General features: G+C 64.8%; 21 protein-coding genes. 7 read left to right on the top strand and 14 right to left on the bottom strand.

Annotated elements, in window-relative coordinates; all coding sequences use genetic code 11:
* Together AC07Z7_RS14965 and AC07Z7_RS14960 are read right to left on the bottom strand one after the other, a co-directional pair.
* A partial coding sequence (locus AC07Z7_RS14965) for a UvrD-helicase domain-containing protein (RefSeq protein ID WP_494766708.1) occupies positions 1-2,841 on the bottom strand: 2,841 nt, incomplete at its 3' end.
* A complete protein-coding gene (locus AC07Z7_RS14960; protein WP_494766707.1) occupies positions 2,838-5,435 on the bottom strand; it encodes a PD-(D/E)XK nuclease family protein in 2,598 nt (865 codons plus the stop codon). The genes AC07Z7_RS14965 and AC07Z7_RS14960, both read right to left, overlap by 4 nt.
* 110 nt (positions 5,436-5,545) lie before the next feature.
* Between AC07Z7_RS14960 and trxA the strand changes: the two genes are divergently transcribed.
* From trxA to AC07Z7_RS14935, 5 genes are all read left to right on the top strand, one after another.
* Positions 5,546-5,878: a thioredoxin TrxA gene (gene trxA / locus AC07Z7_RS14955; protein ID WP_008906761.1), complete on the top strand. Its 333-nt coding sequence runs from the start codon at positions 5,546-5,548 to the stop codon at positions 5,876-5,878.
* Between the two features lie 271 nt (positions 5,879-6,149).
* Positions 6,150-7,412 (top strand): transcription termination factor Rho, encoded by a 1,263-nt coding sequence (gene rho / locus AC07Z7_RS14950; RefSeq protein ID WP_094287913.1) that lies wholly within the window; start codon positions 6,150-6,152, stop codon positions 7,410-7,412.
* 253 nt (positions 7,413-7,665) lie between these two features.
* Positions 7,666-7,920 (top strand): type B 50S ribosomal protein L31, encoded by a 255-nt coding sequence (locus tag AC07Z7_RS14945; RefSeq protein ID WP_044396829.1) that lies wholly within the window; start codon positions 7,666-7,668, stop codon positions 7,918-7,920.
* A 108-nt stretch (positions 7,921-8,028) separates the two neighbouring features.
* Positions 8,029-9,729 (top strand): hypothetical protein, encoded by a 1,701-nt coding sequence (locus tag AC07Z7_RS14940; RefSeq protein ID WP_494766706.1) that lies wholly within the window; start codon positions 8,029-8,031, stop codon positions 9,727-9,729.
* Positions 9,729-11,096, top strand: coding sequence for an MATE family efflux transporter (locus tag AC07Z7_RS14935; RefSeq protein WP_494766705.1), 1,368 nt, complete (start codon positions 9,729-9,731; stop codon positions 11,094-11,096). Before AC07Z7_RS14940 ends, AC07Z7_RS14935 begins: the two co-directional genes overlap by 1 nt.
* Here the strand turns inward: AC07Z7_RS14935 and phoR are convergent.
* The 7 genes from phoR to pstS form a co-directional block, all read right to left on the bottom strand.
* Entirely contained in the window at positions 11,050-12,393 is a 1,344-nt protein-coding gene (gene phoR, locus AC07Z7_RS14930) for a phosphate regulon sensor histidine kinase PhoR (protein ID WP_494766704.1), read from the bottom strand. The two genes, AC07Z7_RS14935 and phoR, sit on opposite strands and share 47 nt — an antisense overlap.
* Positions 12,394-12,532: 139 nt before the next feature.
* The gene (phoB, locus tag AC07Z7_RS14925; protein ID WP_063459542.1) at positions 12,533-13,243 is read right to left on the bottom strand and encodes a phosphate regulon transcriptional regulator PhoB; all 711 of its coding nucleotides are present in this window, start codon (positions 13,241-13,243) and stop codon (positions 12,533-12,535) included.
* Between the two features lie 23 nt (positions 13,244-13,266).
* Positions 13,267-13,968: a phosphate signaling complex protein PhoU gene (gene phoU, locus AC07Z7_RS14920; protein WP_094287905.1), complete on the bottom strand. Its 702-nt coding sequence runs from the start codon at positions 13,966-13,968 to the stop codon at positions 13,267-13,269.
* A gap of 12 nt (positions 13,969-13,980) precedes the next feature.
* A complete protein-coding gene (gene pstB / locus AC07Z7_RS14915; RefSeq protein WP_094287903.1) occupies positions 13,981-14,763 on the bottom strand; it encodes a phosphate ABC transporter ATP-binding protein PstB in 783 nt (260 codons plus the stop codon).
* A gap of 60 nt (positions 14,764-14,823) precedes the next feature.
* The gene (gene pstA, locus AC07Z7_RS14910; RefSeq protein ID WP_094287902.1) at positions 14,824-15,678 is read right to left on the bottom strand and encodes a phosphate ABC transporter permease PstA; all 855 of its coding nucleotides are present in this window, start codon (positions 15,676-15,678) and stop codon (positions 14,824-14,826) included.
* Positions 15,679-15,711: 33 nt separating this feature from the next.
* Positions 15,712-16,731: a phosphate ABC transporter permease subunit PstC gene (gene pstC, locus AC07Z7_RS14905; protein ID WP_063459538.1), complete on the bottom strand. Its 1,020-nt coding sequence runs from the start codon at positions 16,729-16,731 to the stop codon at positions 15,712-15,714.
* Between the two features lie 79 nt (positions 16,732-16,810).
* Entirely contained in the window at positions 16,811-17,833 is a 1,023-nt protein-coding gene (pstS, locus tag AC07Z7_RS14900; protein WP_494766703.1) for a phosphate ABC transporter substrate-binding protein PstS, read from the bottom strand.
* A gap of 266 nt (positions 17,834-18,099) precedes the next feature.
* Here pstS and AC07Z7_RS14895 point away from each other — a divergent pair, with 266 nt between their 5' ends.
* Both AC07Z7_RS14895 and AC07Z7_RS14890 read left to right on the top strand, forming a co-directional pair.
* Complete coding sequence (locus tag AC07Z7_RS14895; RefSeq protein ID WP_494766702.1) at positions 18,100-19,578, top strand: Ppx/GppA phosphatase family protein; 1,479 nt, start codon at positions 18,100-18,102, stop codon at positions 19,576-19,578.
* A 52-nt stretch (positions 19,579-19,630) separates the two neighbouring features.
* Entirely contained in the window at positions 19,631-20,137 is a 507-nt protein-coding gene (locus tag AC07Z7_RS14890; RefSeq protein ID WP_252658274.1) for a hypothetical protein, read from the top strand.
* Between the two features lie 85 nt (positions 20,138-20,222).
* Here the strand turns inward: AC07Z7_RS14890 and AC07Z7_RS14885 are convergent, their stop codons facing one another.
* The 5 genes from AC07Z7_RS14885 to AC07Z7_RS14865 are packed head-to-tail and all read right to left on the bottom strand — an operon-like array spanning position 20,223 to position 25,715.
* Positions 20,223-20,687: a SixA phosphatase family protein gene (locus AC07Z7_RS14885; RefSeq protein ID WP_094287890.1), complete on the bottom strand. Its 465-nt coding sequence runs from the start codon at positions 20,685-20,687 to the stop codon at positions 20,223-20,225.
* Complete coding sequence (gene ppk1, locus AC07Z7_RS14880; RefSeq protein WP_289814345.1) at positions 20,684-22,879, bottom strand: polyphosphate kinase 1; 2,196 nt, start codon at positions 22,877-22,879, stop codon at positions 20,684-20,686. Before ppk1 ends, AC07Z7_RS14885 begins: the two co-directional genes overlap by 4 nt.
* A gap of 39 nt (positions 22,880-22,918) precedes the next feature.
* Entirely contained in the window at positions 22,919-24,010 is a 1,092-nt protein-coding gene (locus AC07Z7_RS14875) for a glycosyltransferase family 4 protein (RefSeq protein WP_252658410.1), read from the bottom strand.
* On the bottom strand, positions 24,007-24,879 hold the full coding sequence (locus AC07Z7_RS14870; RefSeq protein ID WP_252658275.1) for a UDP-2,3-diacylglucosamine diphosphatase: 873 nt from the start codon (positions 24,877-24,879) through the stop codon (positions 24,007-24,009). The genes AC07Z7_RS14875 and AC07Z7_RS14870 overlap by 4 nt, the downstream gene beginning before the upstream one ends.
* On the bottom strand, positions 24,879-25,715 hold the full coding sequence (locus AC07Z7_RS14865; RefSeq protein ID WP_094287884.1) for a GNAT family N-acetyltransferase: 837 nt from the start codon (positions 25,713-25,715) through the stop codon (positions 24,879-24,881). The genes AC07Z7_RS14870 and AC07Z7_RS14865 overlap by 1 nt, the downstream gene beginning before the upstream one ends.
* Between the last annotated feature and the right edge of the window lie 48 nt (positions 25,716-25,763).

Genomic DNA, 25,763 nt, shown 5'->3' with positions numbered 1-25,763 from the left:
GGCCACGGGCGTGGCGCCACTGGGGTCGGCGGCTGCTGCACCCGGTTTGGTGCGGGCGCTTTGCAGGGCCTCGGGCAAGGGTTTCAGCGCGGCGATGGTGAAAGTGTCGGGGGTTGCCCCGGCTCCGGCGGAAGGCGCCGGGGCCGTGCCCGCGTCCACCTCGGTCACCAGGGGTGCCAGCCGGTTCCACCAACTGCCCGGCGCCGAATTGCTGGGCAACACGGACGACAGCGCCAGGCAGTATTTGGCACGCGTCATGGCCACGTAGAGCATGTTCAGCTCCTCGCGGCTGCGGGCCTGCTGCTCGGCGGCCAGCGCGGCTTCTGCGCTGGGCGGCGGATTCGATTCGCTGGCCAAAAAGACGAAGGCCGAGGGCACGGCCTGCTCGCCCGGCCAGTCCACCAGCACGCCCATGGTCTCGGCTTTTTGCGGGCGGGTGTCGGTGTCCAGCAGCAGCACGCAGTCGGCCTCCAGGCCCTTGGCGCCGTGCACCGTCAGCAGCCGGATGGCCTGCGCATCGGCCCGTCCGGGGGCGCGCACGCCACCCTTCTTCATGGCCCGCACAAACGCATAGGGCGTGAGGTAGCGGCCGCCATCGTGCTGCAGCGCGGCGGCCAGCAGCGCGCGCAAGTTGGCCTGCACTGCCTGGCGCTGGGTGACTGGGGCGGCGGCGGCAAAGCGGGCCAGCACATCGCCATGTTCGTAGATGGCATGCAGCGCATCATGCGGCGGCAGGCTATCCACCCAGGCTTGGTATTGGGTAAAAACAGCCCCTACCGCCTGATGGTCATGCCCTGGTAGCTCATTTTTTGATAGCAAATCAAACCAGCTGCTCACATGCTCGCTCTGACGGCGCAGCGCGGCCAGGGCCACCAGGGCGTCATCGCCCAGTCCAAACAAGGGCGACTTGAGTGCACGGGCCAAAGACAGGTCGTGCGTGGGCGAGACCAGCACATCCAGCAGCGCCACCATGTCCTGTACCTCGGGCGCGTCGAAGAGGTCGGCCTTTTCGGGCTGCACGCAGGGCAGGTGCAGGGCGCGCAAAGCGTCTTGCATGCTGGCCAGGCGGTCGCGCTTGCGGGCCAGCACCAGCACCTCCTTGGGTGGCGTGCCGCTGGCGATCTGCGCGGCCACCCAGGCGGCGGCCTGGGTGCATTCGCGCATGCGCTGGGTTTCTTCGGCCTCGTGGCGGGGTTCGGTCAGGCTGTCGCGCCAAGCCAGGGGGTCGCGCACGGCACCTGGGCTGTCGTCGTCCGCATCGGTGATGGCGGGCAGGCACAGCAGCTGGCCGAGGTGCTTGGATTCGGTGGTGTGGTCGCGAAAGCCGCTGGTCTCGTGCTGCGCCTGGGCCTGCCCCATGACGGCGTTGACGGCGGCAATCACGCCCTGCGCGTTGCGGCGCGTGTGGTCGCAGCTGAGCAGGTCGCCGCCCAACCCGTCGCGCACAAAGGCCTGCGCAGCGATGAACACCTGCGGCTCGGCTCGGCGAAAGCGGTAGATGCTCTGCTTGGGGTCGCCCACGATGAACACGCTGGGCGCGGCAGACCCGCCGCCCGAGCCCGCATAGCCCGCCAGCCACGCATGCAGTGCCTGCCACTGCAGCGGGTTGGTGTCCTGGAACTCATCGACCAGCAAGTGGCGGATGCGCGCATCGAGCCGCTCCTGCACCCAGCCACTGAGCACCGGGTCGGCCAGCATGACCAGGGCCGTGCGCTCCACATCGTTCATGTCCACCCAGCCGTGCTGCTGCTTGACGGCCACAAACTGCGCAATCAGGCAGCGCGCCAGCCGGGCCATGCGCTGCTGGTGCTGCCAGGCCTCGTGCTGGCGGCGGGCCACCAGCAGGTGCTGCAGCTCGGGCTCGGCCTCTTGCGCGACGGGGAACTTCTCCAGGTTCTTCGACAGGCGGTCTTCCTTGGCGACGAACATCGCTTTGCGCAGCATGTCCAGGCGCAGGTTCAGGTCGGTGCAGGCCAGCGCATCGATGATTGCGTCCGCTGCCTTTTGCGGGGTCTTGTTGGACTCTGCGCCCAAAGCACTGGCATAGCTGCGCCAGCGCTGCAGGGCGGCTTCGGTCTGCAAGGCCTCGGCGGGCTCGACAAAGGCAGCCAGGCCGGGGTACGCCTGCTGGAAGGGCGGCACCGAGGCATCGACCACGCCCGCGTCGTCAGCCAGATCAAACTCCACGCGTTTGGCCAGTGCCGCTGCCAAGGCTTTGTGCGTTTGCGAGCGGCCATGGCGGGCCACCACGGCTTCGTAGTCGGCACGCAGGCTGGCGCTGTCAGCCACGGTCTGCAAGAACGGCGGCCACACCTCACGCACGGCCTCAGCATCGTCTTCGAGCAGCTCAAAGTGCGCGGGCAGGCCTTGCTGCTGCAACAGCGCCATCGGGGCCGTGCCCAGCAACGCGGCAAACCAGCTGTGGAAGGTGCGGATCTGCACCGGGCGGCCTGCTTCGAGCAGCTGGCGGTATAAATTTTGTAGCGCCTCGCGCTTGCCCAGTGCGCCCTGGGGGCTTATTCCGCGTGCAATCAGCTCGGCCGTCAGCTCCTCCAGCGGCTTGTGGCTGAACTCTTCCAGCCATTCCTGCAAACGCTGGCGCATCTCGCCCGCGGCCTTTTTGGTGAAGGTGATGGCCAGGATCTCGTGCGGCGCGCAGCCGTCGAGCAGCGCTCGCAGCATGCGCGAGACCAGCATCCAGGTCTTGCCCGCACCGGCGCAGGCCTCCACCGCCACGCTGCGGGCAGGGTCGCAGGCAATGGCGTAGAACGCCTCACGTGAGACGGGGCGGCCGTTGTGTTCGTAGGCGGCCTGGGTGGGTTGTGAAATGCTGACGGTCATGGCGTCTCTTGCGCGGGCAACGCCTGTTCAGTGTCTGCCCACATGTCTTTGCGGCACAGGCCCCGCACGGCGCAAAACTCGCACACCGAGCCCTCGCCCAGCGCGGGCAGCGGAGCCCCGGCGGCAATGCGGGCCATGTCGTGCTGAATGCCTTCGATGAGCACATCGCGCAGGTGCACCACCTCGTCCTGCTCGTGCATGCTCGTTTCACCGCGCTCGCCCACGTTGACGTAGGCAGCGCGCAGGGTGTCGTGGCTCAGCAGGGCGGCGTAGAAGGCCAGTTGCGTGTCCTCCGCTCCGCTCTTGATGCGCTGGCGGGTCACGCTGTCGCTTTCGGTTTTGTAGTCAATGACCAGTACCGTGGGCTCGCCAGTGGACGAGACACCATCGATTCGGTCGAGGGTGCCAACCAGCTCCAAGTCGCCCAGCGGCTGGCGGGCCTTGACCTCGGCCTGGCGGAAGGTGGCGCCCCGCTGCTCGTGCCCTGCCAGCCATTGCAGGTAGCCGTCGCGCAGTTGCGCCCAGCCTGCGGCGAAGGGCAGAAAGTCACCGTCTTGCAGGCATTGCTCGCGGGTCACGGCTTCGGCGGCGGCGTCCATGCGGGCGCGGCGCTCGTCCGGGTGGTCGGTGGGCTCAGCCAGCAACACCTCGTGAAAGTGTTGCAGCACGGCGTGCAGCCAGTTGCCAAAGTCGCGCTTGTCCACTTCGGCATCCAGTTCGTCAGCCTCGCGCAGACCCAGCTGGCGCTGTGCAAAGAAGCGGTAGGGGCAATGGCGCAGGTCGGAATACGCGGTGGAGGACAGGTGCGCCACCGGCAACGCCTGGCCCACGGGCTGGGGACGCAGCGTTGGGGTGGCGGCCACGGCACGGGCCGCACGGTCGTCCGTGCCGGGTGTAGCGGCGCCATCCAGTTGCAGGGCCAGCACCAGGGCGCTGGCCAGCAGGGGCTCGCCGCCCTCATCGCCGGTGCGCCACAGCACGTCCACCACGGGCGTGCGCAGCGCGTGGGCCCAGGCGGCCCGCTGGGCGGCCTCCAGCGACTGGCGTGTGGGCAGGCCCCAGGCCTCGCGCTGAGCCTGCGACCAGTCGCCCGCAGGCTCCGGCGCAGCCTGCAGGCGCTTTTCATCGCAGCCCGGCAGCACGGCGGCGGCAAAGGGGCGGGCAAGCAACTGGGGCAGCGGCAACACGACCACGGGCGCATCGGCGGCCTGGGCGGCCACGTAGCGCCCGGCTTCGAGCACGTCCCTGGCCCAGCGGGTGAATTCGGCCAGCGTCATGCGGCGACCCGCGCTGTCGCCCCAGCCGTCCAGCTCGGCCTGCTGGCCGTCTTGCAGGCGCAGGGCGGCCGACACGCGCATGCCCGCCGGGTCGGCCTGCAGGCCTTGCCACTGGCCGGCTTGCTCCAGCACGGCGCGCAGGGCGGGCAGCCACTGCGCCAGCGGGCGCACGGCGCGCAAGGATTCGCGCCAGGCCTCTACCGTAGCCACGGTGCGAGCCAACTGGGGCTGCGCGCTCAGATCCCGCGCGGCGGCGGCGGCCCAGTGCTGCACCACGCCCTTGCGCAGCCATTGCTCCAGCCGATTGACCTCGCCCGGCATCAGCGCAGGGGTGTGCTTGATCCAGTCCAGCACCGCGTTGGACGAGGCGTTCCATGCCGCAGCCTGCAGCGCGGCCATGACCCGTGAAGCGGCGCGTGTGGTCGAGAGAATCCAGCCGCTCTCGTCGCGCACCAGCACGCCGCTGCCGTCCAGGTGGGCCAGCACGCGGCGGATCAGCGCGCGGTCGGTAGCGGCCAGCGCCACGGGCACACGGCCATTGCGCACATGGGCCAGCACGCAGGCGGCGGCGCGGTGGGCTTCGTCTTCGGCATCGGTGGCGGCATGCAGAGCGCGCTTTGGCGGCGCGGGAGCTTCATCGACCAATGCTGGCAGCGCAACGCAAGCCCCCTGCTCGCCCCAATGGGCCAGCAGGGCCTGGGGCAGCGCGTCAGACTGAAAACCTTCGAGCACCACCAGCGCATCCACCGCCGCGCGCACACCGGGCTCGAACAGCACATCGGTGGCGTGGCGCGAGGCCAGCACCCATTCGAGCGCCAGACGCGCCACCAGGGCCTCGTAATGCAGGCTGCTGCCTTCATCGGCGGTGGCCATCAGTTTGCGGGCCTCGTCGCCCCAGGCGGCGCGCTGCGCTGGGGGCACTGCAGCCACGGCGGGGGCCAACTGGGCGGCGGCTTCTTGCAGGGGCGTGGCCAGCATCTCGCGCTGGGCGCCCTGCCCCACGCGGTCGAGCAACGCGCGGGCCGTGAGGGTGTCGCGCGCCACGTCGCCCGCAAAGTCGTCGGCCGAAGGCTCAAACACCTGCAGTTGGCGGGCCCAGTTGCGGGTGGTTTCAAAGCGCGGCGCAAAGCCTTGCGGAAACTGCAACGCCCAGTGGCGCTGGGCCCAGGGCATGAGCTGCGCGTAGGGCACCAGCACCAAGGTGCGTGCCAGGTGAGCGCCCTGGGCGCTGGCATGCGCGGCGACCTGGGCCAATGCGCGCTGCCACAGGCCCATGCTCCAGCCTGCGCACTGATCGCTTTTCGCTATGACAGTCATAGCGTCGCAAGCCCCGGCCATACCGGTGAATGGGGGATTGGTTTCTGTCACAATGCCCTGACTTTAAACGTACACCGGTTCCAACCCGCCCAAGATCAAGGAATTCCGCCATGGCCAGCGAACTCATCAAACATGTCTCTGACGCCAGCTTTGAAGCCGACGTGCTCCAACCCGGCTCCGCCGTGCTGGTGGACTACTGGGCCGAATGGTGCGGCCCCTGCAAGATGATTGCCCCCATCCTGGATGAAGTCGCAGGCACCTACCAGGGCAAGCTGCAGATTGCGAAGATGAATGTGGACGAGAACCGCGAGATCCCCGCCAAGTTCGGCATCCGCGGGATCCCCACCCTGATGCTGTTCAAGGACGGCCAACTGGCCGCCACCAAGGTCGGCGCGATGAGCAAGGCACAACTGACCGCCTTCATCGATCAGCAACTGGCCTGATCCCCCAAGCCCCGCTGGTGCGCTGCCTGCGGGGCATTTTTTTGGGTGCATATGGCATGCATGCAGTGCCAGAGTGGCGCTGCATGCAGCTGCTCATAGCACACCCCTGAAGCACCTGCTTTTTTTCCTGTCATAATTCCCCTCGATCACCGGCCTGCACGCATTGGCAGCCGGACCAAGATCCCCGGCGGGCCGGGCCTGCAAACAGCAGCCCTTCCGGCACCAGCCCCCTCCCCCAAGATTCTTACCAGCTCCGCCAAGGAGTCACTCCATGCACTTAAACGAACTCAAGGCACTGCACGTGTCTGAAGTCCTGAAGCAAGCCGAAGAACTCGAAATCGAAAACACGGGACGGATGCGCAAACAGGAGCTGATGTTTGCCATCATCAAGAAGCGCGCTAAGGCGGGCGAGCAGGTGTTTGCGGATGGCGTGCTGGAAATCCTGCCTGACGGATTTGGCTTCTTGCGCAGCCCCGATACCAGCTTCACGGCGAGCACGGACGACATCTACATCAGCCCCAGCCAGGTGCGCCGCTTCAACCTGCACACCGGCGACATGATCGAAGGCGAGGTGCGCACGCCCAAGGACGGCGAGCGCTACTTTGCCCTGACCAAGCTCGACTCGGTCAATGGCGGACCGCCCGAGCAGAACAAGCACAAGGTGATGTTCGAAAACCTGACGCCTCTGTTCCCCAAGGAGCAGATGCGCCTGGAACGCGAGATCAAGGGCGACGAGAACATCACCGGTCGCATCATCGACATCATTGCCCCCATCGGCCGGGGCCAGCGCGCACTGATCGTGGCGCCACCCAAGAGCGGCAAGACGGTGATGATGCAGCACATTGCCCACGCTATCACCGCCAACAACCCCGATGTGCACCTGATGGTGCTGCTGGTGGACGAGCGTCCGGAAGAAGTGACCGAAATGCAGCGCACGGTCAAGGGCGACATCATTGCATCGACCTTCGATGAGCCCGCCGCGCGCCATGTGCATGTGGCCGAAATGGTGATCGAGCGCGCCAAGCGCCTGGTCGAACTGAAGAAGGATGTGGTAATCCTGCTGGACTCCATCACCCGCCTGGCCCGCGCCTACAACAACGTCGTGCCATCGAGCGGCAAGGTGCTGTCGGGTGGCGTGGACGCTGCTGCACTGCAGCGCCCCAAGCGCTTCTTTGGCGCCGCGCGCAAGGTCGAGGAAGGCGGCTCGCTGACCATCATCGCCACTGCGCTGGTCGATACCGGCAGCCGCATGGACGAAGTGATCTTTGAAGAGTTCAAGGGCACGGGCAACTGCGAAATCCACTTGAACCGCCGCCTGTACGAGAAGCGTGTGTTCCCCGCCATCGAACTGAACAAGAGCGGCACACGCCGCGAAGAGTTGCTGCTGGCGCCCGAGATCCTGCAGAAGACCCGCATCCTGCGCCAGTTCATGTACAACATGGACGAGATCGAGTCCATGGAGCTGATGATCAAGAACATGAAGGCCACCAAGACCAATGTGGACTTCTTCGACATGATGCGAAGAGGCGGGTGACATCCCCCTGAGGCGCTTTGCGCCTTCCCCCGTCTCTCGAATTGCGCTGCAATTCGGGAAGGGGGACACCGCCAGCGGAGCGGGGCGGCCCTTGCGCGGCGGTTCTCGCATGGGCTGCCGTGGCAGTTTCGAACAAACGCTGGAAACCTGAAAATGGAGAAATCGCCGTCTATGCAATAATAGAGGGCTTTTTCTTGCGGAAAGTACATCGGACTGGCCGGTGCGGCTCCCGCAGTTGACTCAAAGGAAGATCATGAAAGAAGGCATTCACCCCAACTACCGCGAAGTTCTGTTCGTGGACCTGTCCAACGGCTTCAAGTTCGTGACCCGCTCGTGCGTGAACACGAAGGAAACCGAAACCTTCGAAGGCAAGGAATACCCGCTGTTCAAGCTGGACACCTCCTCTGAATCGCACCCCTTCTACACCGGCACGCAAAAGTCCGTGGACAACATGGGTGGCCGCGTGGAGCGCTTCCGCAACCGTTTCGGCAAGACCGCAGCGAAGTAATTCGCCTCCTGCGTTCCCGCCAAAAAGGCAGCCCGGGCAACCGGGCTGCCTTTTTCTTTGTTTTTGCCCTTATTCTCGGTGGCTCCTCGCATTGCTGCCCACTGACGCGTGACCCCACCGACCCCCGCCATCGTTACCCAGAACGCCGTGAGCCCGCTTCCACGCTGGGCGTTGCTGCTGCTGTGCATTGCCTATGTGGTGCCGGGCTTTGTGGGGCGTGACCCCTGGAAGAATGCCGACGTCACGGCGTTTGGCTACATGCTGGAGTTGGCCCAGGGCCGCACACCATGGCTCGCTCCCCTGCTGGGCGGCATGCCCCCCGAAACCGAGGGGCTGCTGCCCTACTGGCTGGGTGCCTTCGCCATGCAGATCGCGCCCTCTTGGCTGTCGGCCGAGATGGCCGTGCGCATCCCGTTTGCCGGGCTGCTGGCTCTCACATTCATAGCGACTTGGTACGGCGTGTACTACCTGGCCCGCAGCCCCGGCGCACAGCCCGTGGCGTTTGCGTTTGGCGGCGAGGCCCCTCCGCTCGACTATGCCCGTGCGATTGCAGATGGCGCACTGCTGGCCTTGATCGCCTGCCTGGGACTGGCCCAGCTGTCGCACGAAACCACCAGCTATCTGGTGCAGCTCAGCTGCACCGCACTGCTCTTTTTTGCGGTAGCCGCCATGCCCCATCGCACCGTGGCACCAGCCATTGCGCTGGTGGTAGGCCTGCTCGGGCTGACGCTGGCCGGGGCCCCTGCCCTGGCCGCGATGCTGGGCATTGGCAGCATGGCGCTGGTAGCGCTGGCCCCAGGCAGCAGCACCGACCGCCGGTGGCCCTGGGCGCTGGGCTTGCTGGCCGTCACGCTGCTGGCAGCCTGGGCGGCCTGGGCGCTGGACCTGTGGCGCTGGCGCATTGTGGGCGGCGGTACAGGCGCCAAGGAGTGGCAGAGCCTGGTGCGGCTACTGATATGGTTTGGCTGGCCCGCCTGGCCGCTGGCGCTGTGGACCCTGTGGCGCTGGCGCAAGCAGATCGTGAGCCGCCAGGGCCACCGGCATCTGCTGCTGCCGCTGTGGTTCTTGGTGGTTTCCGTTGCCGCCACCCTCAGCACCCAGCCTGCAGACCGCGCCCTGTTGCTGGGCCTGCCCGCCATGGCGGCGCTGGCAGCGTTTGCACTGCCCACCCTACGCCGCAGCGTGGGGGCCCTGATCGATTGGTTCACGCTGCTGTTCTTCACCGTGTCCGCACTGGCGATCTGGGTGATCTGGATCGCCATGCAGACCGGCGTGCCCGCCAAGCCCGCCGCCAATGTAGCCAAGCTGGCTCCAGGCTTCGAGCCCCAGTTTTCAACCCTGGCCCTGGTGGTGGCCCTGGCCGCCACCGTGGGCTGGTGTGGGCTTGTCTGGTGGCGCGCGTCCCGCAACCGCGCCCCGATCTGGAAAAGCCTGGTGCTGCCCGCTGGCGGTGCCGCCCTGGGCTGGGTGCTGCTGATGACGCTGTGGCTGCCGCTGCTGGACTATGCGCGCAGCTACACCCCGCAGGTGCGCAGTGTGTTGGCGGCAATGGGGCCGGAGCCCGGGTGCATCCAGACGGTGGGACTGAGCCGCGCCCAGGTGGCCGCGCTGCAGTACCACGGCCGGCTCTCGCTGCAGCGGGCGGGCCTGCAGGACGAATGCCAGTGGCTGCTGGCAGACATCGCATCCTGGCCCGCGTCTGAACGCATGGTCAACGCTGCCTTGTGGGAGCTCAAGGCCACCCTGCCCCGCCCGACGGACAAGAACGACCACCTGCTGCTGCTGCGCCGCAAAGGCCCGGCGCGCTGATGTCGGAACGCTCCACCATTACCCGGCATGCCCTGACGGTGCTGGCCGGGCAACTGGCTGTCATGGCGTTTGGCGTGACGGACACCATTGTGGCTGGCCGCTACAGCGAAGCCTCGCTCGCCGCGCTATCCGTGGGCTCGGCCATTTTCATCAGCGTCTATGTGGCGCTGATTGGCGTGCTGCAGGCGCTGCTGCCCGTGTGGGCCGAGCAGCGCGGTGCGCGCGAGACCGAGGGGGTGGGCCGCTCGCTGCGCCAGGCCCTGTATCTGTGTGGCGCTGCCTCGGTGGCGGGCATGGCCATCCTGCTCTCGCCGGGGCCCATCCTGCGCTGGACCGATGTGCCAGCCGCACTGCAACCCGACGTGGAAAACTACCTGGCCGTGCTGGCGCTCGCGCTGCCCCCGGCCCTGCTGTTCCGCATCTACAGCACGCTGAACCAGGCTCTGGGCAAGCCCCAGCTGGTGACCTGGCTGCAGGTGGGCTCGCTGTTCATCAAGCTGCCGCTGTCGGTGTGGTTCACGTTTGGTGGTGCGGGCCTGCCCGCGCAGGGCGTGGTGGGTTGCGCCTGGGCCACCCTGGTCGTCAACTGCAGCATGCTGGCCCTGGCCATCTGGCTGCTGCGCACGCAAGACCTCTACGAACCCCTGGACCTGTGGCGCCGCATGGAACCGCCCCACTGGCCCACCATTGCGGGCTTCGCGCGGCTGGGCATTCCTGCGGGCCTGGCGGTGATGGTCGAGGTGACCTCGTTCACGCTGATGGCTTTGTTCATCGCGCGCCAGGGCACTACGGCATCCGCAGCCCACCAGATTACCGCCAACCTGGCCGCCGTGCTCTACATGGTGCCGCTGTCATTGGCCATCGCCACCAGCGCGCGGGTAAGTTACTGGCTGGGTGCGGGCAACCCGGCGCAGGCGCGCAAGGTTGTTTTCATAGGTTTCAGGCTTTCTGCGCCTGCTGGTATTGCCTTTGCAGCTATGTTATTGATAGCAAAAGACCATATTGGAAGCGTGTACTCGGCCAACGCCAGCGTGGTGGCGATGACCGGGGGCGTGCTGGTGTGGGTTGCCGCCTACCATGTGGCCGATGCGCTGCAAACCCTGTGTGTTTTTGTGCTGCGCTGCTACCGCATCACCCTGGCCCCGCTGGCCGTGTACTGCACCCTGCTCTGGGGTGCGGGCCTGGGCGGAGGCTACTGGCTGGCCTACGCTGGCCACGGCCCCTGGGCGCAGGCCCCTTCGCCCATCCCGTTCTGGGCGGCCAGCGCTGCCGCCCTGGCGGTCACGGCCGCCCTGTTCATAGCCATGCTCTGGCGGGCCATCACCCCGGCAGAGCAAAACCACGCAGCCGGTTTGCAGGGAAGGTGACCGAAAACACCGAGCCCTTGCCCAGGGTGCTGGATATGTCGAGCGTGGCGCCGTGGCGCTGCAGCACATGCTTGACGATGGCCAGCCCCAGGCCCGTGCCGCCCGTTTCGCGCGAGCGGCTGCGGTCCACACGGTAAAAGCGCTCTGTCAGGCGCGGAATGTGCTCGGGCGCGATGCCGGGGCCGGTGTCCTGCACCGAAAACACAGCACAGCCGTCTTCCTTGCGCTCCCACACCACAGCGATGGAGCCGCCAGCGGGCGTGTAGCGCACGGCGTTGTTGACCAGGTTGGACAAGGCGCTTTGCAGCTCGGCGGGCACACCAGCAATCTCGCCCTCGCTGCGCAAGGCCTCGGCTGTCGGGAAGCGGATCTCATGCGTGCGCTGCTGGTTCTGCGTGAGCAGTGCCGACAGCGCCCGGCCCTCCTCCTCGCAGCGCTGCATCAGCGACTGCACGGGCGTCCATTCGGCCATGCCAGGCAGCGGGCTGCCCTCCAGGCGCGACAGGGTGAGCAGATCCTGCACCACGCTTTGCATGCGCTGGGCCTGCTGCGCCATCATGCCCAGGTAGCGGGCGCGCTCATCAGCACTCAGGGGCAGGGTCTGCAGGGTTTCGACAAAACCCGTGAGCACGGTGAGGGGGGTGCGGATCTCGTGCGACACATTGGCCACAAAGTCGCGCCGCATGGCGTCGGCCTGCTCCAGTGCCGTGACATCGCGCGAGAGCAGCAAGGTGCGCCCGTCACCATACGGGTGCAGGTGCACCGAGATGCGCACCGGGCGCGACGACGTGCTCAGGCGCCCCTCCAGCACCACGTCGCTGGAGAAATCCTTGGCTGCGAAGTAGGCCGTGAACTCGGGGTTGCGCAGCAGGTTGCCGATGGACTGCATTACATCGCGCTGGGCATCAAAACCAAACTGGCTCGCCGCCATCTGGTTGCACCACTCGATGCGGCCCTGCGCATCGAGCAGCACCACGCCATTGGGCGAAGCCTGCAGCGCGGCCAGGATCTCCTGTAACCGGTCCTGGCTGTCGCGGACCAGCGCCTCCTGCCGGCGCAGCAGGCGCCGGGCGCGGTCCGCCGCCTCGCCCCAGATGCCACGCATCACGGGCACATTCACCAGATCGCCGGTGCGCAGCCAACGCAGCACCCGCACGCCGCGCAGCAGATCCCACACAAACCAGGCCCAGCCCGCCAGCGCTGCGCCCAAGGCCGCCCCCCAGGGGCCACCCTCCCACCAGCCCAGCCCTCCGCCCGCAATCTGCCAGAGCAGGAAATACGTAATTCGCCACAGCATGCGCTCAGCAAAGCCTTTTCAAAAACACCAGGGGCGCAACGCGTGCGCCCCGTTTACATCACAAGGAGAACCGGCTCAGACGGTATGCAAGGCCCCGGCCCGTCCAGGGCACGGGCACGCCGGGTTCGTCCACGCCGTTTCAGGCCTGCTGCAATTGCACCTGTGGCTGTGCCGTGAGCCGGTAGCCCGCGCCCCGCACGGTTTCCACCATCACCGATGCGCCGCCCAGCGCCTCGCGCAGGCGCTTCACATGCACATCCACCGTGCGCTCTTCAATGAACACATGGTCACCCCATACCTTGTCCAGCAGTTGCGAACGGCTGTGCACACGCTCGGCGTGTTTCATCAGAAAGTGCAGCAGCTTGAATTCGGTGGGCCCCACCTTCAGGGGCTGCGCCTGGTAGGACACGCGGTAGGTCGCAGCATCGAGCACCAGTTCGCCAATCGTCACGCTGTCACTCACTTGTTCAGGAGCGCGGCGGCGCAGCACGGCGCGGATGCGGGCCAGCAGCTCCTGCGTGGAGAACGGCTTCGTGATGTAGTCGTCGGCACCGGCGTCCAAACCCGCCACCTTGTCCGGCTCGTCGCCACGGGCGGTCAGCATGAGGATGGGGATGGGCTTGGTGCGGCTGTCGGCGCGCCATTTGCGGGCCAGCGACAGGCCGCTCTGGCCGGGCAGCATCCAGTCGAGCAGGATGACATCCGGCAGCACGGCATCGAGCTCGCGCTGGGCGGAGTCGCCGTCTTCTGCCCAGAAAGGCTGGAATCCGTTGTGGCGCAGATTGACGGCGATCAGCTCGGCAATCGCGGGTTCGTCCTCGACGATGAGGACGCGTGGGAGCTTTCTCATGGTGTTGCCAAAGCCCTTTCTTCTTACAGCACGGCCGACTCGATCTCGTCGAGGGCAGTGTGGCGCACATCCTTGCCTTTGACCAGATAGATGATCAGCTCGGCCACATTCTTGGAATGGTCTCCGATGCGCTCGATAGCCTTGGCCAGGAACAGCAGGTCCAGGCTGGGCGAGATGGTGCGGGGGTCTTCCATCATGTAGGTGATGAGCTTGCGCACGAAGCCATCGAACTCCTTGTCGATGAGGTCGTCCTCCTTGAGGATGGCAACGGCAGCCTTCACATCCAGGCGCGCAAACGCATCCAGCGTCTTGCGCAGCAGACCCGAGGCCAACTCAGCCGCCGTGCGCAGGTCGCTCGACGGCAGCGAGCGCGGGGCACCGCTCTCGATGATGGAACGCACCATGCGGGCCATCTTGTTGGCCTCGTCACCCATGCGCTCCAGGTTGGCCGTGGCCTTGGAGAAGGCCAGCAGCAGGCGCAGGTCGCGCGCGGTGGGCTGGCGGCGGGCGATGATGGAAGACAGCTCCTGGTCGATCTCGACCTCCATCGCATTGATGCGGGTCTCCATCGAGGCCACGGTGTCCACGGCTTCCAGGCTGAACTGCGAAAGCGCGTAGACCGCCTGGCGGATCTGCGACTCCACGAGGCCGCCCATCTCCATGACGCGGGCAGAGACGCTGTTGAGTTCGCTGTCGAACTGCGAGGAAAGATGTTTATCGGGCATCTCGTTGTCTCCTTAGCCGAAACGGCCGGTGATGTAGTCTTCGGTTTCCTTGCGCTCGGGCTTGAAGAAGATCTGCTCGGTGGCGCCGAACTCGATCATTTCGCCGAGGTACATGTAGGCCGTGTAGTCGCTGCAGCGCGCGGCCTGCTGCATGTTGTGGGTCACGATGGCGATCGTGTAGTCGTGCTTGAGTTCGTCGATCAGCTCTTCGATCTTGGCGGTGGACAGCGGGTCCAGCGCCGAGGTGGGCTCGTCGAGCAACAGCACCGATGGCTTCACCGCCACGCTGCGCGCGATGCACAGGCGCTGCTGCTGGCCGCCGGACAGCGACAGGCCGCTCTGGTGCAGCTTGTCCTTCACTTCGGTCCACAGCGCGGCCTTGGACAGCGCCCATTCCACGCGGTCATCCATCTCGCTCTTGCTCAGGCTTTCATACAGCTTCACGCCAAACGCGATGTTGTCGTAGATGGACATGGGAAACGGCGTGGGCTTCTGGAACACCATGCCGATGCGGGCACGCAGCAGGTTGATGTCCTGCTTGGGGTCCAGGATGTCTTGACCGTAGAAGTTGATGGAGCCCTCAGCGCGCTGGCCGGGGTACAGGCTGTACATGCGGTTCAGCGTGCGCAGCAGCGTGGACTTGCCGCAGCCCGAGGGGCCGATGAAAGCGGTGACCTTGTGTTCTGCGATGTTGAGGCTCACGTTGCGCAGGCCCTGGAACTTGCCGTAGAAAAAGCTCAGGTTGCGCAGCTCCAGCGCGTTCTTGCTGGCAGTGGCGGTAGCAGTGGCGTTCATGTCAATTCCTGAAGATGGAGACTGTCTTGTCAGTGTCTGCAGTGAGGTCTGCGGGCCGGGTCAGACGCGGTTTTTCTCGCGCAGGAACACCCGCGCCACGATGTTGAGAATCAGCACCGAGAGCGTGATCAGCAGCGCGCCGCCCCAGGCCAGGCGCACCCAGTTTTCGTAGGGGCTCAGCGCAAACTGAAAGATCACCACGGGCAGGTTGGCCATGGGCGCATTCATGTTGGTGCTGAAGAACTGGTTGTTCAGCGCCGTGAACAGCAAAGGAGCTGTTTCTCCGCTGATGCGGGCCACGGCCAGCAGCAGGCCGGTCATCACGCCGCTGCGGGCAGCGCGCAGAGTGACCATGGTGGACACCTTCCAGCGCGGAGCGCCCAGGGCAAAGGCGGCTTCGCGCAGGCTGCCGGGCACCAGGCGCAGCATGTTTTCGGTCGTGCGAACGACCACGGGCACAGCGATCAGCGACAGCGCCAGGCTGCCTGCCCAGCCGGAGAAGTTGCCTACTGTGGCCACGGCAATCGCATAGACGAACAGGCCCAACACGATGGATGGTGCCGACAGCATGATGTCGGTCACGAACCGGGTCAGTTCCGCCACCTTGCTCTGCTCACTGTATTCGGCCAGGTACACGCCAGCCAACACGCCGATGGGGGTAGACACCAGCACGGTGAAGCCCACCATCAGCAGGCTGCCCACGATGGCATTGGCCAGACCGCCGCCTTCCGAGCCGGGCGCTGGCGTGGACTGGGTGAACATGTTCCAGTCCAGCGCAGCGAAGCCGTTGGTCAGCAGCACGCTCAGGATCCAGAGCAGCACAAACAGGCCCAGCACCATGGCACCCAGGGACAGGGTCAGACCGATGGCATTGGAGCGCTGGCGCTTTTTGTAGAGTTGTTGGTTGAATTCCATGGAGCTTGTCTCGATAGAGGGTTTCATGGGGGCTCAAAGGCCCTTGGCCTTCTCGGCGCGCAGCAGCATGATCTTGGCGGCCGACAACACCACAAAGGTGATCACGAAGAGCAGAAAGCCCAGGGCAAACAGCGTGGAGAGGTGGAAATCCGCCGCTTCGCCAAACTCGTTGGCCAGTGTCGAAGCGATGGAGGTACCTGGCGAAAACAGCGAGGTCGGCATGCGGTTGGCATTGCCAATCACAAAGGTCACCGCCATGGTCTCACCCAGCGCGCGCCCCAGGCCCAGCATCACGCCACCAATCACGCCCTTCTGCGTGTAGGGCAGCACCACGCGGCGCACCACCTCCCAGGTCGTGCAGCCCAGGCCATAGGCCGATTCGCGCAAGATGGGGGGCACGATCTCGAACACGTCGCGCATCACGGCTGCCACGAAGGGCAAAACCATGAAGGCGAGCACGATGCCCGCTGCCAGGATGCCGAAACCATTGGTGCTGCCACCAAACAGGAAACCCACCAGCGGCATGGAGCCGAGCAGTTTCTGCACAGGCATCTGGAAGTAGTCGGCAAACAGCGGGGCAAACACGAACAGGCCGAACATGCCGTAGATGATGGACGGCACGGCCGCCAGCAGCTCTACCGCTGTGCCCAGCGGGCGGCGCAGCCACACCGGGCAGGTTTCGGTCAGAAACAGGGCGATGCCGAAGGCCAGCGGCACCGCGATCAGCAGCGCAATGCCTGCGCTGGCCAGCGTGCCGACGATGGCAATGGCGGCACCGAATTCTTCATTGACGATGTCCCACTCCACGCGCCAGATGAATTGGACGCCAAACTTGTGAAAAGCTGGCCACGCGTATATGAAGAGCGAGACGATGATGCCGAGCAACGCAGCCAGCACCAGCAAAGAGAGGCTCTGGGTCAGCCGATGGAAAAAAATGTCCTGAAGTCGCTGCCGCTTGGCAATCGACACCATCGACTTAGTGGGGGCGCCCGTCACTTTGACAGACGCGGGTTGTGAACTCATGGTGGTTCCCACGCTCATGTTGACTCCCATCTGGCTTCTGGAGGCCCCACAAACCAGCGCCCATCGGCCAGCCAGGCCGACCGATGGGCGCTATTTTGGAGCAGACTGGTTACTTCTTGATTTGCGACCACACCTTGGAGCGGATCTCGGCGGTCAGGCTGTCGGGCAGGGGCACATAGTCCAGCTCTGCGGCCATGCCCTTGCCGTTCTTGAACGCCCAGTCAAAGAACTTCAGCACTTCGGCCGACTGGGCCTTGTCGGCGGGGTCCTTGTACATCAGGATGAAGGAGGCCGTGCTGACCGGCCAGCTGTTGGCGCCCTTGGCATTCACCATCGAAATACCCATGCCAGGCACGCTGAACCAGTCGGCGCTGGCGGCAGCGGCGGCAAACGTGGCGTCGTCCGGGCTCACATACTTGCCGTCGGCGTTCTGCAGTTGCAGAAAGTTCATGTTGTTCTTCTTGACGTAGGCGTATTCCACATAACCCACGGCACCCTTTACACGGGTCACGTTGGCTGCAACGCCTTCGTTGCCCTTGCCGCCCACCGACGATGCAGCAGGCCACTTGACGGCGGCGCCCTTGCCCACCGTGTCGGCCCACTCCTTGCTGACAGCAGACAGGTAGTCCGTCCAATTGAAGGTGGTGCCGGAACCATCTGCACGATGGACTACGGTGATGTTCTGGTCGGGCAGGGTCTTGCCGGGGTTCAATGCAGCCAGCTTGGCGTCATTCCACTTGGCGATCTTGCCCAGGAAAATTTCGGCCAGCACGGGGCCCGTCACGCGCAGCTCGCCGGGCTTGAAACCGTCCAGGTTGATCACGGGCACCGTGCCGCCGATGACGGCGGGAAACTGCACCATGCCATCCTTGTCGAGGTCTGCGCCAGACACCGGGGCATCCGTGGCACCAAAAACAACGGTCTTGGCACGGATCTGGCGAATGCCACCGGAAGAACCGATGGACTGGTAATTGAGACCTGTCCCTGTTTCCTTCTTGTAGGCTTCCGCCCACTTGGCATACATGGGGAATGGAAAGGTGGCACCCGCACCGGTGATATCCGCCGCGAAAGCACTGCCAACGGCCAGGGAGGCCAAGGCTAGAGCGACGGTTTTGAGAAATGTGCGTTTCATTATTCAGTACCTTTTGGCTAGGGTTGACAGGAACAGGCTGAACTCTAGGGCTCCAAGATGACAATTCAGTGACACAAATGGCCACCCTCAGGCCATTGCCACACAAGTGACGATGAACACCCGGTTGAAGTCACCCATTTGTCATAAATGAGGCACACACTCCAGTGTTCTAAAAAATCCCCCTGCTCCGGCTGACAGGGGATTTGCTGCCCCAGCCCCTCAGAAGCTCGCGGTACGATGCCGCACGACGCTTTCACCAGAATCCCATGCAGAACGGCACACGCCTCGCCGCGGTAGACCTCGGCTCCAACAGCTTTCGCCTTGAAATCGGGCGCTATGAGTTCGGTCACATACAACGGGTGGAATACCTCAAGGAGACCGTGCGCCAGGGCAACGGACTGGATGAGAACCGGAACTTGACACAAGACGCCATGGAGCGGGGCTGGGCCTGTCTGGCGAGATTTGGCGAGCGGCTAGCAGGTTTCCCCCGGGCCCAGGTCCGGGCCGTGGCCACCCAAACCCTGCGGGAAGCCCGCAACCGCGAGGAATTCCTGTCGCGCGGCAGCGAGGTACTGGGCTACCCCATCGACGTGGTGTCCGGCCCCGAAGAAGCCCGCCTGATCTATCAGGGCGTGGCGCGGCTTCTGCCTCAATCGGATGAACGGCGGCTGGTGGTGGATATCGGAGGGCGCTCCACCGAATTCATCCTCGGCCAGCAGTTCACCCCACATGCCGTCGCCTCGTTTCGCGTGGGAAGTGTTGCCTGGTCCCAGCGCTACTTTGCCCATGGCGAGTTCACGACCCAGGCCTTCCTGGCGGCAGAAATTGCGGCCAAGGCGGTGCTGGACGAGGCCCTGGCGACCTTCCGGCCCGACGCCTGGGAGGTCGCCTATGGGTCTTCGGGCACCGCAGGCGCCGTGGGGGATGTGCTGGCTGCCGCAGGTGGGCCCGAAGGCCTGATTACGCGCGACGGCTTGAACTGGCTTCATGACCGCATCTTGCGCGCACAAAGCGCCGACCGCCTGCGCATGGAAGGGCTGAAAGAAGAGCGGCGCGCCGTGATCGGGGGCGGCATCAGTGTGCTGCGCGCCATCTTTGACCTTCTGGAGATCAACGAAATGCAGGTGGCGCAAGGCGCGTTGCGCCAAGGCGCGCTCTACGACCTGCTCGACCGCGAACAACCCGAGACCGATCTTCGAACCACCACCGTGAACGGGCTCATGCACCGCTTTGGCGTGGACCTGGAACATGCGGAGCGGGTGGCACGCACGGCGTGCGCGCTGTTCGACCAGGCAGCCCCGCAGGGCAGTGAGCGCGCATCGCGCAAACTGGACTGGGCAGCCCGCCTGCACGAGATCGGCTGCCTCATCTCGCACAGCGACGCGCACCGCCACGGCGCCTACATCCTCGACAACACCGATGCCGCTGGCTTTGCCGTGCCTGAGTTGCACCGGCTCGGCGTGCTCGTGCAAGGTCAGCGTGGCAAGGTCCGCAAGCTCGGCGTGGACCTGGATGACCCCATCTTCGTGCTTCAACTACTCTGTCTGCGGCTTGCTGTGGCCCTGTGCCACGCGCGCCGCGCCCCAGACACCGCCGGCCTGACGCTGCAGTGCAATGGGCAACGCCTCTTTATCCGCACACGGGTCGGCTGGGCCGCTGCGTACCCGCAGTCCGCACACCTTCTGCGTGAAGAGGCACAGGCCTGGCAAAAAACGCCTTGGGAGCTACTCATTGACCTACCGTAGCAATCGGCAATAAACTATATAAACTGTTTATATCGTTTATTGATTTATTGCCATGACCAACGCGACCTCTACATCCGGTACTACGACCTCTCCGGCAGCCCCCGCCCCTTCGGCACAACCTGCCAAGGCCATCAAGCCCGCCAAAGCAGCCAAACCTGCAGCCAGCGCCGCAACCGAGCCTGCCAAAAAAGCCGAAACCAAGAAGGCGCCTGTCACTAAAAAAACTGTAGCACCCAAGGCACCCAAAGCTGCTGCGACAGTCGTTGCCAAGGACGTCAAGGCCAAGAAGCCCAAACTGGTGCGCGACAGCTTCACCATCCCCAAGGATGAGTATGCAGTGATCGAAACGCTCAAGCAGCGCGCTGCCACCCTGGCGCAGCCAGTCAAGAAGAGCGAATTGCTGCGCGCAGGCCTCAAGGTATTGGCAGGCCTGTCTGACACTGCGCTGCGCGGCGCGCTGCAGGCCGTGCCCTCCATCAAGACGGGGCGCCCCAAGGCAGAGGCCCCAGCCCCCGCCGCCGCACCGGCGACAAAGGCCAACACAAAATCCCGCAAGTAAGACAACGACGGTCGTACAGCCGGCGGACGAGCGAGCGAGAGCGAATAAGCGCTCCGCCCGCCGCTTCCTCTTCTCGCCGCGCGAGCTAGAGGAATTCCGGTGATTGCACCGTCAGCAGCACCGTCTGGCTCTGGTCCAGCCGCTGGCGCTGACGCAGCCACCACACGGCGCCTTTTCGGACTGCACATTCAGAGGCCTGCAGCTCCAGCAACTGAGCAATGGTCTGCCCGAGCACAGGCTGGTGCCCGACAATCAGCACCGCGCCCTTGGCGCGAGGCCACTGGGCCAGCTCCAGCAGATCCTCGACACTTCCGCCGGGAAGCAGCTCCGCCCGCATCTTGAACTTGCGCCCCAGCGCGTTGGCGGTCTGCTCGGTCCGCCGTGCGGGGCTTGCCAGCACGCGCAACCCCTCCGGCAGTTGCCGATCCAGCCATGCCGCCATGCGCGCCGCCTGTTTTTCCCCCCGGGAAGTCAGCACCCGCGCCAGATCATCGCCGCCGTCCAGAGCCTCTTCGGCTTCAGCGTGACGCCACAGAATCAGATCCATCATTCCGCCCTTTGCTCGACCCGGGAAATGGCCGTGGCGGGCCCATAGCGCACCATCAAGGCATTCTGTGCACCCAGTCCATCCGCCGGTCGCGGGGCACGGTCATAGGTGCCACGCGCGTTGAGGGTCCAGGCGTCGCGGTCATCATGCAGATAAGCAACCAGGCATTCGTCCACGATCTGCTGGCGCAAGCCAGGGTCCGTGACGGGCCAGGCCAGCTCCACACGGCGCATCATGTTGCGGTTCATCCAGTCGGCACTGGATAGATACAGGTCTTCCTCCACGCCCGCACGGAAATAGAAGACACGCGTGTGTTCGAGAAAACGACCAATCACGGAGCGCACACGGATGTTGTCCGTGACGCCCGGCACCTGGGCGGCCAGCATGCAGGCACCGCGCACAATGAGGTCAATGCGCGCTCCGCGTTGCCCCGCGAGGATCAGTGCGCGAATCAATGTCTCATCCGTGAGTGCATTCATCTTGGCGACGATCCGCGCGTCCTCGCCCCGGCTTGCTGCCTGCCCGACCTGCTCGATCTTGTCGATCATGCGGCGGTGCAGATGAAAAGGCGCCAGCATGAGCTTGCGCAGCTTGGGCGGGCGATTCTGGCTGGCCAGGTGGTTGAACACCCCGTCCATGTCGGCGGTGGTTTCCTCGTCGGCTGTCAAGTAGCTCAGATCGGTGTAGAGCCGGGCCGTGCGCACGTTGTAGTTGCCGGTGGAGAGATGCCCATAGCGCCGCAGCTGCCGCCCCTCCCTGCGCGTGACCAGCAGCATCTTCGCGTGGGTCTTGAGCCCCACCACGCCGTAAACCACCTGCGCGCCAATCGACTCCAACGCTTCAGCCCAGTTGATGTTGGCCTCTTCGTCAAAACGCGCTTTCAGTTCCACGACCGCCATGACTTCCTTGCCCCGGCGCACCGCCTCGGACAACAGGTCCATGAGCTCCGAATCGGCGCCTGTGCGGTAGATGGTCTGCTTGATGACCAACACCTGCGGATCGTTCACGGCCTCGCGCAAGAAGGCCAGCAGGCCATCGAAGCTCTCAAAGGGCTGGTGGATCAACACGTCCCGCTGGCGCAACTGATCCATGATGGACACACCCGGCTGCAACTGGCGCGGCCACGACGAACTCCAGGCCGGGAACAGCAACGCAGGGTCGTTGACGAGGTCCACCAGTTGCGTCAGCCGCACCAGGTTCACAGGCCCATGCACGCGGTACAGCGCCGCAGCCGGAAGGCCGAACTGCGCCAGCAGAAAATCCGAAAGAAATTTCGAGCACCCCGCCGACACCTCCAGCCGCACAGCCTGCCCGTAGTGGCGGTGCTGCAACCCTTGGCGAAGCGCGGTGCGCAGGTTGCGCACGTCCTCCTCATCCAGTGCCAGATCGGAGTGGCGCGTAACCCGGAACTGTGAGAACTCGGTGACTTCCCGGCCTGGGAAAAGGTCTTCCAGGTGCGCGCGGATGATGCTTGAAAGGCTGACGAACAGTGCCTCGCTGGGCGCCACCTTCGCCGGAATGCGGATCAGGCGTGGCAGCGCGCGCGGCACCTTCACGATGGCAATTTCGTTTTCGCGCCCGAAAGCGTCGTGTCCCTTGAGACGAACGATGAAGTTCAAGGATTTGTTGGCCACCTGCGGAAAGGGGTGCGCTGGGTCCAGCCCCACAGGAATCAACAAAGGACGCACTTCGCGCACAAAGTAGTCATGCACCCAGCGCCTCTGCTCGGGTGATCTGTCACCATGGCCAACGATACGAATGCCATGCTGAGCAAAAGCGGGCACCAGGGCGTCGTTGTACAGGGTGTACTGCCGCTCCACCAGATCGTGGACCTTGATAGAGAGCGCCTCAAAGGAGCCTACGGTGTAGAGCCCCTTGGTTTCGCCCTTTTTGGCAGCGGTGATGTGGGGTGCGGCGCGCACCTCGAAAAACTCGTCCAGATTGGACGACACAATGCACAAATAGCGCAGGCGCTCCAGCAACGGCACGTCCGCGCGCACTGCCCAGTCGAAGACCCGCTCATTGAACGCCAGAATGCTGTGGTCACGGTCGAGGAACATGGCGGGCGGCGCCCCGTCATGTGGCACCTCTGGCGCGCGCCCCTCGCCGGGCAGCGGCGCCCGCAATGCGTCTGCCACAGTATCTAAACGCTCACGCTGCGCGGACACAGCATCATTTGGAAGCAAAGGCAACATGGATACGCAAACGCAACAAATGCAGGATGGCCCCAGTATTTAACGACCAGATGACAGTGATGTGACAGATTTTGTGACAGTCGCACAACCCGTCACAGGCGCACTGCGGGCAGGTACAAGGTATTGCTGGAACAACTGCGCGGCCTGGGTCCAGGTGAAGTCCATGGCACGGCTGCGCGCCTCGGAGCGTGGAATCGCCAGTGCCTGCTGACTGGCCGTCAGCAAGTTGTCATGCAGCACGCCACCACGGGGAACACGCCCCAGGTGAGCCCCCAGCACTTCCATGGGACCGTCCACCGGAAAGGCCGCCACGGGGGTCCCGCAAGCCATGGCCTCCAGCATCACGAGTCCAAAAGTTTCCGAGCGACTCGGAAAAACAAAAACATCGGCCGCTGCATACACCTGCGCCAGAGCCGCACGATCCAGAATACCGAGCCAGCGCACCTGCGGGTACTTTGCCTTGAACCGCGCCTCCAGCGGCCCGACGCCACATACCACCTTGGTGCCTGGCATGTCCAACTGCAAAAAAGCCTCAATGTTCTTTTCGTAGGAGATTCGCCCCACATACAAGGACACAGGGTGGGCCAAAGCCCCGGTCAGCGGGCTGGGACAGGCCGCGCCTTGGAATGGGAAAGCCTGGGTGTCCACGCCATGCGTCCACGGGCGCAGATTGCGAAAGCCCCGCTGCTCCAGCATCTGCAACACCCCATGCGTGGGCACCATCACGCCGCACGAAGGCCGGTGGAAATGCCGGAACAGCGCATACCCCCACGACAGCGGAACCCGCAGCGCCGCATGGAGAATCTCCGGAAACTTGGTATGAAACGCAGTCGTGAACGCCAGCCCGCGCCGCAGGCAATGGCTGCGCCCGGCCCAGCCGAGCGGCCCCTCGGTAGCCAGGTGGATGGCATCGGGCTGCATGTCGTCCAGCATCTTGGCCACCAAGCGACCTGGACGCACCGCCAGATCAATGCCCGCATAGCCAGGGCAAGACCGCGTGGTGAACAGCCCCGGATGCACCACCTGCACTTCGTGCCCCACCCCTTCCAGCTCCCGCACCAGTTCCAGCAAAGTCGTGACCACCCCATTGACCTGTGGCAACCACGCGTCTGTCAGCAGAGCAATTTTCATGCGGAGGCTCCGGCTTTGACAGAGGATGTTGAGCTGTGCGCGGGCACAGCGGGCCACTGCAGCAGTTCAAGCCGACCGTCCAAATGCTCTACCAGTGCGGTGTGGCTTTCCACCCAATCACCGTCGTTGCAGTACAGCGTGCCACCGATCTCCCGCATCTCGGCCCGGTGGATGTGGCCGCATACCACACCATCGTGACCACGGCGGCGCGCCTCTGTGGCCACAGCAACTTCAAAATCCGTCACGTAATTGAGGGCCTTCTTCACCTTGCCTTTGAGGTAGGCCGACAACGACCAGTAAGGCAGCCCCAAGCGCGCACGCAAAGTGTTGAGATGACGATTGAGCTTGAGCGTGAACTCGTACAGGTTGTCACCCAGGTATGCGAGCCACTTGGCGCACTGGATGACACCGTCAAAGTGGTCTCCATGCGTAACCCAGAGGCTGCGTCCATCGGCCGTGGTGTGCACCGCATCCGCCACGACCTCGATGCCGCCAAACGAGTGACCTACAAACGCCCGCGCAAATTCATCATGGTTGCCCGGCACAAACACCACCCGGCACCCCTTGCGTGCCCGACGCAGCAGCTTCTGCACCACATCGTTGTGGGTCTGCGGCCAGAACCACTTACGCCGCAACTGCCAACCGTCCACGATGTCACCCACAAGATAAAGATGATCGCTGGGGTGGTGCTTGAGAAAGTCCAACAGAGCCACGGCCTGGCACCCTGGTGTACCGAGGTGCAAATCGGAAATGAACACGGCGCGGTACCGGTGCGGCCCGCTGGCAGACAAGAGGGTGTCGGGCTCGGTTTCATCCGGCCCCAAGGGCTCATGCAGCCAAGGACCGAGTGCGTCGAACGCGGCGCGCATCAGGCCCCCAGGAAGTGCTTGCGATAGCGGGGATGCAGGTCTGCCAGTCGCATCAGCATGGGCAGGTCTGCGGTGTTGAAATCGGGGTCCCAGGCGGGAGCACCCAGCACGCGCGCCCCCAGGCGCAGATAGCCCTTGATCAGCGCTGGAGGCTCCACGGCGATGGAGCTGTCCAGGTGCTCCACCGGCAAGGGAAGACGCGGGAGCACATGGTATTCAATCGCGGCAAGATGGGTCTTGCGCACCTGCTGCCAGATGCTCGCGGCGGCATCACCACTGACCACGCCGTTGTGCAGCATCGGAATGCTCGCGCAGCCAATCATGGTGTCGAGCTGGTTGCGCACCATGAAATCCGCCAGGGCGCTCCACAAGGCCATGATCACCCCCCCATGGCGGTGGTCGGGATGCACGCAGCTGCGGCCCAGCTCCACCATGCGGGGACGCAGGGTGCGCAAGCGCGTCAGGTCAAATTCGGTATCGCTGTAGGTACCGCCCACCCGCCTGGCCTGTGCGGGCGTGAGCACTCGGTAAGTCCCAATGACTTGCTGGCTCTGGGCATCGCGCACCAAAAGGTGTTCGCAGTAGTCGTCGAACAGATCAACGTCGTGGCCTGCGATGGGGGTCGTCAATCGAGCGCCCATCTCAGCAGCAAAAACGTCGAACCGGAGTCGCTGCGCCGCGCGCACCTCATCCAGATGCCTTGCCCACGTCACCTCAATGGCTCCTCGCTCCTGGCCAGGCTTCGCAGCCCCCGACACAGCTGCAGGGCGATGCGAAGCGCCGGCACCAAGGGCATCGGCAGCGGGCGACAAGGTCAGACGGGACAATTCATTCATGGTGCAGCGTCTCTTTCTTTGAGGACGGGCCGGCTGGAGCCGCCAGCC

The sequence above is a fragment of the Acidovorax sp. GW101-11A03 genome (assembly GCF_059424825.1).
This window is presented reverse-complemented; position numbering and strand designations above follow the sequence as displayed.